10 protein-coding genes are annotated in these 12,403 nt (G+C 27.8%); 6 read left to right on the top strand and 4 right to left on the bottom strand.

What is annotated here, in order from left to right; translation table 11 throughout:
* Nucleotides 1-153: 153 nt before the first annotated feature.
* The 3 genes from ACY2RX_RS08960 to uvrC all read right to left on the bottom strand — a co-directional run bounded on the left by ACY2RX_RS08960 (nt 154) and on the right by uvrC (nt 5,476).
* Nucleotides 154-1,311 carry a hypothetical protein gene (locus ACY2RX_RS08960; protein WP_490103633.1) on the bottom strand — a complete coding sequence of 386 codons (1,158 nt, stop codon included), beginning with the start codon at nt 1,309-1,311 and terminating at the stop codon, nt 154-156.
* A 111-nt stretch (nt 1,312-1,422) separates the two neighbouring features.
* Nucleotides 1,423-3,618, bottom strand: a complete 2,196-nt coding sequence (locus ACY2RX_RS08955) for a patatin-like phospholipase family protein (protein WP_490103632.1) — start codon at nt 3,616-3,618, stop codon at nt 1,423-1,425.
* Between the two features lie 55 nt (nt 3,619-3,673).
* Nucleotides 3,674-5,476 (bottom strand): excinuclease ABC subunit UvrC, encoded by a 1,803-nt coding sequence (uvrC, locus tag ACY2RX_RS08950; RefSeq protein ID WP_490103692.1) that lies wholly within the window; start codon nt 5,474-5,476, stop codon nt 3,674-3,676.
* Nucleotides 5,477-5,640: 164 nt separating this feature from the next.
* Here uvrC and ACY2RX_RS08945 point away from each other — a divergent pair, with 164 nt between their 5' ends.
* The 5 genes from ACY2RX_RS08945 (at nt 5,641) to ACY2RX_RS08925 (ending at nt 9,052) form a co-directional block, all read left to right on the top strand.
* Complete coding sequence (locus ACY2RX_RS08945; RefSeq protein WP_490103631.1) at nt 5,641-6,015, top strand: hypothetical protein; 375 nt, start codon at nt 5,641-5,643, stop codon at nt 6,013-6,015.
* Complete coding sequence (locus tag ACY2RX_RS08940) at nt 6,016-6,654, top strand: hypothetical protein (protein WP_490103630.1); 639 nt, start codon at nt 6,016-6,018, stop codon at nt 6,652-6,654.
* A gap of 139 nt (nt 6,655-6,793) precedes the next feature.
* Nucleotides 6,794-7,585, top strand: coding sequence for a sensor histidine kinase (locus ACY2RX_RS08935; protein WP_490103629.1), 792 nt, complete (start codon nt 6,794-6,796; stop codon nt 7,583-7,585).
* A 14-nt stretch (nt 7,586-7,599) separates the two neighbouring features.
* Nucleotides 7,600-8,280 (top strand): response regulator, encoded by a 681-nt coding sequence (locus tag ACY2RX_RS08930; protein ID WP_490103628.1) that lies wholly within the window; start codon nt 7,600-7,602, stop codon nt 8,278-8,280.
* 145 nt (nt 8,281-8,425) lie between these two features.
* Nucleotides 8,426-9,052 carry a phage tail protein gene (locus tag ACY2RX_RS08925; protein WP_490103627.1) on the top strand — a complete coding sequence of 209 codons (627 nt, stop codon included), beginning with the start codon at nt 8,426-8,428 and terminating at the stop codon, nt 9,050-9,052.
* A 50-nt stretch (nt 9,053-9,102) separates the two neighbouring features.
* On the opposite strand, the gene ACY2RX_RS08920 is transcribed toward ACY2RX_RS08925, so the two are convergent.
* Nucleotides 9,103-10,110 carry an SAM-dependent methyltransferase gene (locus ACY2RX_RS08920; RefSeq protein WP_490103626.1) on the bottom strand — a complete coding sequence of 336 codons (1,008 nt, stop codon included), beginning with the start codon at nt 10,108-10,110 and terminating at the stop codon, nt 9,103-9,105.
* Between the two features lie 145 nt (nt 10,111-10,255).
* Between ACY2RX_RS08920 and ACY2RX_RS08915 the strand changes: the two genes are divergently transcribed.
* Nucleotides 10,256-12,388 (top strand): DUF8693 domain-containing protein, encoded by a 2,133-nt coding sequence (locus tag ACY2RX_RS08915; RefSeq protein ID WP_490103625.1) that lies wholly within the window; start codon nt 10,256-10,258, stop codon nt 12,386-12,388.
* Nucleotides 12,389-12,403 lie beyond the last annotated feature (15 nt).

Below are 12,403 nucleotides of genomic sequence, written 5' to 3'. Positions count from 1 at the left end.
ACTTACTGGTAATCAAATTTATTTAGGCGCAGTATTCAAAAAACATCTATATCTTAAAAAATACTTGGTTTTTAAAAAACATTTTTAATGAAAAAAGCCAACTAAAAATTAATTTTTAGTTGGCTTTTAATTTTATGTGTACTTTTTATATTTTTATAAAGCAGCTAATTTTTTGGCTTTTACTTTTATAGCATCCCATCCAAACTCTGCTTTTGCTTTTTTAAACGCTTCTTCTTTTTGTGCTTCTGTAAGATTTAAGTACGTGTTGGCTACATCAAACGGAGTTTTTTCGTTAGCAATAGTTTCTTCAAATTTTACATTCTGATTTTTTAACATATACATTAAAGTAGATCCTGTATCATACCAAATTCCAAACGTAAATAAATATTTTACTTGTGCTTTGGTTTTTAAATCTGGGTAAACATCAGAATCAAAAGGAGCTCTAATTTCTTCATTGAACTTTGGTATTATTTTACGAGACACCATATTCTCTATATATCTTGCAGTTCCTTCTACTCTTTCTTGTTCATTAGCCATATTTTTTATTAGCTTTTCTGCTGTTGGATCTATTTTCATTTCATTACTTCTTGCTGCCACATACATTTTTAAATAAGATTTTATTTTAGCTTTATCAGTAATTTTTTCATTATAGATTTTTTCAGTAATCTTAATACTCAGTATTTGATGTGCCAATATATCTTCTGTGAGTGGAAATTTTTCTACCTCTTGACTAGCCTTATCGCTATCAGTCCATTTCTCTATCTGATAATAATGGAAAGCTTCATGTGTACTTAACTGAATAACACTATTAACTACCCTTTTTAATCCTTCTTCAAAATAACTTTGCGCATAATATTTTTTTCCTTCTATAGGAAAATCAACCTCGTAAGCTCCATTCCCTTTTTTTAAGGCTTCTTGCAATTTTGTTATTGCTTTGTCATACCTGTAAACATTTAAGCCTTTGGCATCGTCTCCAGTTATTTTTTTTGCACCTTCTATTTGTTTATGTGGATTTACTAAATATCCGCGTACACTTTTACCTTTTTTATCTATATGAATATAGTACATTGGTATTGTTGAGTAATTGTATCCTTTCCAAATTTCATTTTTATCTAATTCATTTGCTGCTTGCTTTATTTGAGTAAATAATGTTTTATCTACTTCTTCTACTTTAACAGAATTTGGTGGGTTTGTAGTTTGATTTAAATCATCATCTTTAGAGCAAGAAAATAATACTAATAAAATAGTAATACTAAAAAAAGATAATTGATTTTTTAAAATTTTCTTTGTGTTTTTAAATAAGTTATTCATTTTTTTGGGATTTTAATAATTGGTTTTGGATTTTATACTTTTAAATAAAACAGTTATTTAAATAAAAACCCTACAACGTTTATTTTTAAAATATATTATTTATTATGGTTGTTAAAACCAAAAGCCTAAATTAAACAACCAATAATTTTGTTTATTATCTGGAGACCAACTATATTTTAGTTCTATAGGACCTATGAAAGAATTATAACTATATCCTAAAGCATAACCAGATTTGATGTCTTCAAAAACATCTATATCTTTAAAAACATTATTTTCTATTCTGGCATAATTGGCAATAAAACTTGCATAATGTTTGTCTGCAAATCTATACCTAAAATTAAATTCTGTTTTTAAAAAAGAATCATTAGAAAGTTCTCCAAAATCATATCCGTAAAGAGATACAAAAGTGTTTATATAGTTTTGATTATATCCTCCTAAATAAAAATCAAAAACATTAGAATCTATTTTTGTTAATGTAAAACCAGCTTCATTTGTTATTTTAAAAGTTAATTTATCTCTAAAAGTGGTAGCAAAACCTAAAGTACCTTTTGCTTGAGCAAAACTTTTAAAATCGTTATTATAATCTGATGAAGTCAAATACCATTTAAAATTTAAATCAGCCAAAAAACCTTTGGTTTCAAAATACTTTTTATTGTAGGTGTCTAATTTTAAATATCCAAATAAATTGTAATAATTACTGTTATCAAAAATAGTTTCGTTATTGTTAATTTGTATAGTTTCTGTAGTTGCTTTTATATGTTTCTGTTCTACACCCACACCCAATGCAAACTTTCTATTAAAAGTGGTTTGAAAGAAAATCTGATTGGTTATATCTGTATATTTTAAATTTATTTTATTTACACTAGGCTGCTGAGATGTTATTGGTTTAAACTTTGAGTTGGCTCTAAAGTGATTGTACCTAGACCTAAAACCATAACTTATATAAAAGCCATTATCTACAAAATAATTTAGGTTATATCTAAGGTTATCGCCTAAAATTAAATCTAAAGAAAATAAATCGTTGTTAATTAATAAATGCTTTTGATTATAATTAGCAAGCACACCAGATTTGTAGAGAAAGTCATAATGTACACCCAGTTTTAAATTAGCATTATCATTACTTTCTTTTAATTTAAAATCTAAGTTATAAGAATTATCCTCTCTTTTAATTAATGAATAGGTTATTCTATCGTAATTTTTTGTAGCAGAGAGTAAAAAAATCTTTTTTGTGATGTCTTTTCTAGAAAGACTATCTCCAGGTCTTATTTTTAGTTTTCCTAAAACATAAGCTCTAGTGTAATCTTTTACACCAGAAGTACCTATATTAGAAACTAAATGTTTTTCATCTGCAAGTTCTTTAACATTTTTCTTTTTTTTACTTTTTTGTTTTGTTGCTAATTCTTTAAAAACGCTTCTATACTTTTCTGCCTTTTCTATTCCCTTTTGTAATATTTCTCTTTTTTTATTAAAATCTACTACATTAAAATTAAAAATATCTGGATGAATATACACATCTAATTTTTCTTTTTCTTTATCTGTTTTATGATACATTTGATAACTTACAATTTGACTCAATATAGAAATTACGGAAGTTAATTTTTTACGTTCAAACAACTTTCCTTCTACATCTACACCAATAATGATATCCATTCCTTTAGACTTCATAATACTAATAGGAAAATTATTAGCAATTCCACCATCAACCAATAATTTATTGTTTATTTCTACAGGATTTAATAACGTTGGAAAAGAGCTACTTGCTCTTAAAGCTAAAGGAAGTGAGCCTTTTTCTAACAACACTCCTCCACCCGTTTCTACATCTGTAGCAATACAAAAAAATGGAATTGACAATTTAGAAAAATCTTTAATCTTGTTTAAAGGATCTAGTAATTCAAATAATAAATTTAACACATTTTGTCCTTTAGAAACCCCTTTTGGCAAACCAATAGCACCATTTTTAACCGGTAAAGTTATGGCTGTTTTTTCTCCATATTCTTTTTCAAAAAAAGGCGATGAACTTCTAGGCAACTGATCTCTTAAAATAGACATAAAGTCTGTTTTTAAAACAATTTCTTCTATTTGATTTCCAGAATAACCAGCAGCATACAAGCCACCAACTATAGCACCCATACTTGTGCCACCAATATAATCTAACTGAATTCCTGCTTTGTCTATTTCTTTAAGTGTGCCAATATGTGCAAATCCTTTTGCGCCACCACCGCTTAAAACCAAGCCAATTTTAGGCTGTTTTTGTTGCGAAAAAACTAGCATTGGAATTAAAATAATAAAGAGCATTTTTTTTTTCATAATTCTTATTGATCTTTTTACGGTGCTTCAAACTCCCTTCTTCCAACTTCCCTCTTCAAACTTCATTTTTCTGAGGATGAAAATATTGATACACCTTGGTGCCCCTAGCATTACCAACAACTTCTATTAAATCTTTTAGTGAAGCTTCTTTAACGCGCTTTGCCGATTTAAATTTACGCAATAAAGTTGTAATAGTTTGCATACCAATGGTAGGAATTTGTTCTAATTCTGATTGAATAGCACTTTTACTTCTTTTATTTCTATGAAAAGTAATTCCGAATCTGTGTGCCTCATTTCTTAAATACTGTGTAATCTTTAAAGTTTCCGATTTTTTATCTAAATACAAAGGAATTGGATCGTCTGGATAATATATTTCTTCTAAACGTTTTGCAATTCCAATAATGGCAATTTTACCACGCAAACCTAAAATATCTAAACTCTTTAATGCAGATGATAATTGTCCTTTACCACCATCAATAATAATTAATTGCGGTAACGATTCTCCTTCTGCTAACAAACGTTTGTATCTTCTATACACAACTTCTTCCATAGAAGCAAAATCATCTGGGCCATCAACCGTTTTTATATTGTAATGTCTGTACTCTTTTTTACTGGGTTTACCATCTTTAAAAACCACACAAGCTGCCACAGGATTTGTACCTTGAATATTAGAATTATCAAAACATTCTATATGTTTGGGTTCATCTTTTAAGCGCAAATCTTTTTTCATTTGCGCCATAATTCTTTTTACGTGCCTGTCTGGATCTACAATTTTTATCTGTTTAAATTGCTCTTGTCTATAATATTTAGCATTTCTTTCAGAGAGTTCTACAATACGTTTTTTATCTCCCAATTTTGGGATGGTCACTTTTACGGTTTTTCCTAAATCTACCTGAAAAGGAACATAAATTTCTGGTGATTGAGAGTTAAAACGTTGTCTTATTTCAACAATAAAAAGCTCTAGTAATTCTTTGTCTGTTTCGTCTAATTTTTTCTTTATTTCTGTTGTGTGAGATTGTATAATTGATCCGTTAGAAATCTTTAAAAAATTGGCATATCCGTGGGTTTCATCAGAAATAATAGAAAACACATCTACATTATTTATAGACGGGTTTATAATGGTAGATTTTGCTTGATAATTTTGCAAACTATCTAATTTTTCTTTGATTTTTTGGGCTTTTTCAAACTCCATTTTTTCAGAAAAAGATAGCATCATTTTGGTAAATTTTTCTAAGCTTTCTTTAAAATTACCTTTAATAATATTTCTAATTTCTTTAATAGAATCGTTATAATTTGCTTCGGTTTCTAAAGCTTCGCAAGCTCCTAAACAGTTTTTTAAATGATATTCTAAACAAACTTTATATTTGCCTTCATTTATTTTTTGACGACTTAAATCGTATTTACAAGTTCGTAAAGGATAGAGTTCTTTAATTAAGTCTAGCAACACTTTTACAGTTCTAACAGAAGTGTAAGGCCCAAAATATTCTGAGCCATCTTTTATAACGCTGCGTGTCATAAAAATCCTCGGAAAACGTTCTTTTTTTATACAAAGCCAAGGGTAACTTTTATCGTCTTTTAATAAAACGTTATAACGTGGTTTGTATTTTTTAATCAGATTATTTTCTAATAAAAGCGCGTCAGTTTCTGTATTAACAACAATGTGTTTTATACGAACAATTTTTTTTACTAAAACCCTTGTTTTTCCGTTTTCGTGATTTTTTGTAAAGTAAGATGCTACTCTTTTTTTTAGGTTTTTTGCTTTACCAACATAGATTATAACATTTTCTTTATCAAAATATTGATACACTCCAGGAGAATTTGGTAAGGTTTTTATTTGAAGTTCTAAAGACGAAGGCATAGAACGAAAATACACAATTTATAAAGAAAATAAGTAGTATTATCTCCTATAAAATTTAAGTATAAACACCTGTTTTTAAATCAATTTTTAGGTATTGATACTACTTTTATAGAATTTTATTTAACTTTAACCTCTAACCAAACTTATTTATAAATACTAAAAAAATGGAAAAACCAATCAAAACAAACAAAATCAGTTTAAAAACAGCAAAGAAGTGGGCAAAAGAATGGAGAGATGATGAAGCTTCTTACAATAAATATTTCGAATGTAGAGCATTTACAATTCCGCTAGAAGATTTAAAAGAAGTAATTGGAGAAGGTGCTGTTGCTGCTCGTGCTTATTTAGGAGTTGAAAAAACAAAAGTAGAAGGAGAAAATGTTTTTATTGAAAAGCTAATGTTTGTTGGGGTTGATAAAAACGGAAAAGACATGATATCTTCTAAAGATGGTGATGTTTTAGACGCAGATGGTGGTGACATTTATGATGCTACAACACCTTGTCCCGATTTTTGTGATGACTCTAGCCCTTTAATGAATTAAATGGATTCTATAGAAAATTATAGATTACTTGCTCACATTGGTAATGTAATTTTAGCGCTCAATGTATTTCTTTATTTTAAAAGCTATCGTAACAAAACGATAGCTTTTAAAATAATTGCATTTTACTTATTGTATGTTTTAATAATTCAATTAAGAATGTCTTATCTTTCTTCATCTAAAACAAACAATTTACTTTACACACATTTTTATTTTATAGGTCAGTTTATATTTTTAAGTTTCTTTTTTATCAAAGAATTTAAAAATAAACTGCTCTCTAATATTATAAAAGTAAGTTTAAGTTTAATTTTAGCTTCTTTAGCAGCTTATTATTATTTTTATCCAGAAGTATATAATAAACATAATATTTTTGAAGTTTTAATTACTTCTATTCCATTAATTGTGTATGGTTTTACCTTTCTTGTAAGAAAAATAGACAACACAAATAAGAAATTTATTTTTTTTATCTCTGGTTTATTTGTTTACCTTTTATGCAGTACTCTTCTTTTTTCTGCTGGAAATTTAAAAGCAGACATCAAATTATATATTTGGCTTTTTAACGCATTTCTTTATATTATATATCAACTTTTAGTAACTTTAGAATGGTTTAAGAATTTTAGGAAGCCTAAACTAAACCCTTAATAAAACACCTATTTTACTTCAGCAGGTATAAACACCCGTTTTTAATTACAGGTATAATACTAACTGTTAAAAGCTATATATTTATCTTAAAAGTATTTTTCCTTAACTTCGTGTTATTCACCAATAACCAAGCCCCTTTATGGAAGAATTGTTTACAGAAGAAAATCAAGTGATAACAATAGTTTTAATAGGTGTTCTTTTGCTCCTTTTAATGGGAGTTGCTCTTCTATTATTTTTCTTCTTCTCTAGAAAAAAAATAGTAGAAAAAGAGTTAGAAAAGAAAACTTTAGAGATAAATCATCAAAAAGAAATAATAGAATCTATAATTATAACGCAAGAAAAAGAACGCAAAAGAATTGCCCAAGATTTACATGATGATATTAGTTCTAAATTAAATGTAATTAACTTAAATGCAAATCTTTTAAAAGACGGAGATTTAAAACCAGAAGAATATATAACTGTAAACAATAGCATTTTAGAAGCTACAGATAAAACCTTAGAAAGTGCTCGTAAAATTGCGCATAATCTGTTGCCTCCTATGTTATCAAAATTTGGATTAAAAGATACTTTAGAAGACTTAGCAGATTCTTTTAGTAATAGTAGAAAAATAAATATTATATATAATATTAAATACCCAAAAGAATATTTAATACCAGAAAACGAATTACATATTTTTAGAATTATACAAGAGCTTATAAACAATTCTATTAGACATGGTAAAGCAAAAAAAAGCAACATAAATATCTTCTTAAAAGATAGAAAACTTCAAATAAATTATACAGATAATGGTGTTGGTTTTAATTTAAATGATGTAAGCTATAAAAAAGGTATTGGTATACAAAACATAGAAAGTAGAGTTGCTTTATTAAAAGGAAATTACACTATTAAAACAGCAAAAAATAAAGGTTTTGAAATTACAATAACATTATAAATTCCCTCAAAAAGATGAAAAAAATTAACATAATAATTGCTGATGATGAACAACTATTTAGAAAAGGAATCCGTTTTTTATTAGAGCGAGAAAATAATTTTAACATCATTTTTGAAGCCGAAAATGGGCAAGAATTAATAGACTTTATTAATGCTGCAGAAGAATTGCCAGACATTATTTTAATGGACTTAAAAATGCCAGAATTAAATGGTGTAGAAGCCACAAAAATTATTCATAAAAAAAATCCTGATATAAAAATAATTGCACTTACTAGTTACGATGGCAAATCTTTTATAACTAATATGATAGATGTTGGCGCATCTTCTTATTTGTTAAAAAACACCACTCCAAAAACTGTAGTTCACACCATAAATCAAGTTTTTGAAAAAGGATTTTATTATGATGAAAAAGTATTAAAAATAATTCACGAAAACATTATATCATCAAGTGGAAAAAGAATAAAAAGCGATTTAGACAAAAAACTGCTTTCTAAAAGAGAAATAGATGTTTTAGAACTTATTTGCGAGCAATATACCACTAACGAAATTGCAGATAAACTCTTTATAAGTCCAAGAACTGTAGAAGGTCATAGAAACAATCTATTGCTAAAAACACAATCTAAAAATGTGGCTGGTTTGGTAATTTATGGTATTCAAAAAAAGCTGATAGAAATTACGCCAGATTTCAACATATAAAACAATCTATTTTATAAAATAAGGGTATATATACTTAACAACCAAGTATATATACCTTTTTTACTTTTCAGGAATTAGTTCTCTAAACTACACTAATTGTTACTGCTACATTTGAAGTATGTTTAACCAATAAAAATTTTATATTATGGACGAATACATTGGAATTATTAAATTATTTGCAGGAAATTTTGCACCAAGACAATGGGCTTTCTGTCATGGACAATTATTATCAATTGCTCAAAACAGCGCTTTATTTTCAATTTTAGGAACCACATATGGTGGTGATGGAAGATCTACTTTTGGTTTACCAGATTTACGCAGTAGAGTGCCTTTAGGAGTTGGAACTGGTGCAGGGTTAACTACCATTAAATTAGGTCAAAGGCTAGGTACAGAATATAATAATTTAACTCCACTTCAATTACCTTCTCATACTCATACAGCTAGTGGTAGAACCGTACCTGCAAGATTTAATGTGGAATCAGAATTTATGGTAAGTTCTGTTGGTGCTGATAAAGAAGTACCAACTGAAAACTCTTCATTGGCTTCTGGAAATCAGGTAACAGGTAGAGCAACTAACCCAGTACAAATATATAATGATGCAACACCAGACATCAAATTAGGTGGTATTACTTCTGAAGGTATTGCGCCAGCTATAGATGTAAATGTTACTGTAAATCCAACAGGATCAAGTCAAAACGTTTATCATATACAACCTTCTTTAGGTATGAATTATATTATATGTTTGCAAGGTTTATTTCCACCTAGAAGTTAACCCCTTAAAAAGAATTAATTTAAAAAAAGTCAGATTTAAATCTGACTTTTTTATTGTCCTAATATTTTCCAGCAAGGTATTCCTTTTGTATTGTAAATTAATCTGTATTTTTTATTTTTTAAGGTATATAAAGATTTAACACAATATGGGTTTGTTATAAAAGATTCAGACTTTGTTAATTTCATATCTTTAAAAATTGTTACTTCCGTATACAAACAAATGTCTGGTTTTTTTTCAAAATTATATGGAATATCAATCCAATCTGATTCATAACTAAAATTGTTCTGCGTTTTAATATTTCTTGTAATAGAGAATAATTTTTCTTTTTTCAAATCTTTCTTTTGTATTTCTAATTCAGAAATATCTTTCTTTAAATCAAAAAGAAATTCTTTTGCAAAGAAAGAATATCCTCTTTGTAATTCTATTTTTTCAGGAATAAAGATTCCGTTTTGTATTAATTGTTTTGCTAGATTTCTTGTAATTTCTACTTGTGGCTCTTTTGTGAGCGCTTTATCCATAGTTTCAGTAATAATCAAATGCAAAGAATAATTATTAGGTTTCTTATATTTAGTTGCATCTGCAATAACAAATTCTTTAACATAAGTTTCATAATTAAGTTTATAAATTATTATTTTTATTGAATCTATTGACGTTTGATGTATATCTAAAAAGATAACTTCAATTTCTTCGGGGCAAAATAAATGCAATAGCGGAACTATTAGCGTTCCTAAAGGACCACAACCAGCATAAAGTATTGTTATCTTTTCGTTTTTAAATCTTTTTTTTACAATCAATAAAGCATTATAAATTCCTTTTAAAAAACGTGCAGTTCTAATAGGATCTTCTAAACAATCTTTTGCATATTTAGAAGATAATGCAATGCCTCCATTAACAATTGTTTCTTTATTACTTTTTAAATAATCTCCAAAGAATAAATGATTGCATACATCATTATAGTTATTTATTAAAGCAGCAACAGCTCTAATTTCTTCTTTAATTGTTTTAGAGTCTAGTATAAGTTTTATGGCTCTTTTAAAATCAAATTTTACATTTATCATAATAAAATAAAGATAACCTATATATCAATAAAATTAGTCTAATAAAAGAATTTTCACTTTTAACCAAGGTAAAACAGGTGTTTATACGGGTTTTTTTTTGCCTTAATAAAATTAAATTTAACCACTAACTATTAAGTCTTAAATTATGAAAAAAACAATACTTTATTTATTCACTTTTTTTTACCTTTTTTTAATACAAATTTCTTTTACGCAAACAACAGAAGATTTTGAAGGTGAAGCAGCTCACTCAACTTCATTTATAGATAACGGACAAACTTTTAATGTAACAAGTACTGGTGAAGATTATAATATTTTTGAAACTGGAACATCAGATAGTGGTGCTACTAATACTTGTTCAGGTTGTGGTTGGAATGGAACTGCAGCTGATAATAAATTTTTAGACAACAATGGTGCTGCAAACACAAACGGATCTGGTAATGGAAGTAACTTTACCATTAAAACCAATGGAGGAACTTTAATAAATGTTAAAAGTCTTTATTTATACACAGCAACTCATAATGCAGCAAGTTTATCCCACACAGGAACTTTAACTATTACTGGTAAAAAAAATGGTATAACTGCTTTTACAATTACAAAAAGTTCTGGCTTTAATACCAATGTTGGAACTGCTAACGGTTTTACTTTTATCGATTTTTCTTCAGGAACTGATAATTCTAATAAAAATATAGACGAATTGACATTTACTAGTACTGGTGATTTAGATTATATGGCTTTAGATGGTTTTAGGTGGGAGTTTGGTAAAGAATGGACTGGTAGTACAAATACTGACTGGGCAACTATTTCTAACTGGAAAGATGGAGTTGTTCCAACAGCTACAGATGATGTTGACATCCCAAATGTTACAAATAAACCAATAATAAGCTCAAGCACGGGCGCAGTTGCCAAAGACATTACTATAAATGCAAGTTCTTCTTTAACCATAAACAACGGAGGCTCTTTAATTGTAAGTGGTACAGCAACTGGTAATGTTACCTACAATAGAAATATAAATTCTATTGTAGGAAATTTAAAAGGATGGTATTTAATGTCATCTCCTGTTGTTGGTCAAACTTATAATGATACTTTCGTAACTTCTAATAGTATTGCAGACAGTGGCACTAACAGAGGTATTGCAACTTACAATACAGGAGTTGATTCTTGGTCTTATTTACAAGGAGGAAGTAGTGGTACTTTTAACGCAGGACAAGGATATTCTATAAAAAGAAAAACAAGTTCAGGAACAGTTAGTTTTACAGGAACTTTAAATACGAGTAACTCTGGTGTTAATAGAACGTTAACTACTACAGGTAATAGATTTAATTTATTAGGAAACCCATATATTTCTTATTTAAACAGTGCTACATTTTTAAATAATGAAGGAGCAATTTCCGACACAAAAACTTTATGGATTTGGAATCATACTCTAAGTACAAATGGAGATTATGAAGTAAAAACTGTTGGAGACGCTTTAAAGATAGCACCAGGTCAAGGCTTTTTTGTGCAAGCAAATACAGGTGGTGGAACTTTTAATTTTGCAGAATCAAACCAAAGTCATAGCGGAACTGATACTTTTCAAAAGAGTTCTAAAAAAGAATTTAAACTAACAATTTCTGATGGAACCATAAGTAATTATGCAAAAGTTTATTATTTAAATAATGCTACTAAAAGCTTTGATGTTGGTTATGATGGTGAAACGTTTGGCGGAACTTCAAATCCTTTTGCTGTTTACACACATTTAGTTTCTAATAGCAAAGGAAAAAATTATCAAGTACAAGCATTACCAGATTCTAATTACAAAAATATGATTATCCCTGTTGGATTAAATGCAAAATCGGGTAAAGAAATAGCTTTTTCTGCTAATAATGTAAACTTGCCTTCAGATATTAAATTGTATATTGAAGATAAAAAAACAAATACTTTTACACGCTTAGATGAAGCAAATAGTAATTATAAAATTACATTAACAAATGATTCTAATGGAATAGGAAGATTTTATTTGCATACTTCTAGAAGTACTTTAAGCATTAACAATAACTTTAACCTAGAAAATATTAGTGTTTATAAATCTGATATTTCTACTTTAAAGATTGTTGGCATACAAAACAGTAAAACAGCTGTAAAAATATTTAATACTCTTGGAAAACTGGTATTAAGCACTTCTTTCAAATCTAATAATGGCATAAAAGATATATCATTACCAAAATTAGCTACTGGTGTTTATGTTGTTCAACTACAGACAGATAAAGGAAAGTTGAATAAAAAAATAATTTTAGAATAAAAACGAGAATTTAAA

It is taken from the genome of Polaribacter sp. 2405UD43-2 (genome assembly GCF_058147125.1).
The sequence above is the reverse complement of the archived record's forward strand: the minus strand, read 5'-3'. Positions and strand labels throughout refer to the sequence as shown.

What these genes read in the sequence shown, in the direction of transcription:
- ACY2RX_RS08960 (WP_490103633.1), bottom strand. Translation starts at nt 1,311, where the DNA reads ATGAATAACTTATTTAAAAACACAAAGAAAATTTTAAAAAATCAATTA.
- ACY2RX_RS08955 (WP_490103632.1), bottom strand. Translation starts at nt 3,618, where the DNA reads ATGAAAAAAAAAATGCTCTTTATTATTTTAATTCCAATGCTAGTTTTT.
- uvrC (WP_490103692.1), bottom strand. Translation starts at nt 5,476, where the DNA reads ATGCCTTCGTCTTTAGAACTTCAAATAAAAACCTTACCAAATTCTCCT.
- ACY2RX_RS08945 (WP_490103631.1), top strand. Translation starts at nt 5,641, where the DNA reads ATGGAAAAACCAATCAAAACAAACAAAATCAGTTTAAAAACAGCAAAG.
- ACY2RX_RS08940 (WP_490103630.1), top strand. Translation starts at nt 6,016, where the DNA reads ATGGATTCTATAGAAAATTATAGATTACTTGCTCACATTGGTAATGTA.
- ACY2RX_RS08935 (WP_490103629.1), top strand. Translation starts at nt 6,794, where the DNA reads ATGGAAGAATTGTTTACAGAAGAAAATCAAGTGATAACAATAGTTTTA.
- ACY2RX_RS08930 (WP_490103628.1), top strand. Translation starts at nt 7,600, where the DNA reads ATGAAAAAAATTAACATAATAATTGCTGATGATGAACAACTATTTAGA.
- ACY2RX_RS08925 (WP_490103627.1), top strand. Translation starts at nt 8,426, where the DNA reads ATGGACGAATACATTGGAATTATTAAATTATTTGCAGGAAATTTTGCA.
- ACY2RX_RS08920 (WP_490103626.1), bottom strand. Translation starts at nt 10,110, where the DNA reads ATGATAAATGTAAAATTTGATTTTAAAAGAGCCATAAAACTTATACTA.
- ACY2RX_RS08915 (WP_490103625.1), top strand. Translation starts at nt 10,256, where the DNA reads ATGAAAAAAACAATACTTTATTTATTCACTTTTTTTTACCTTTTTTTA.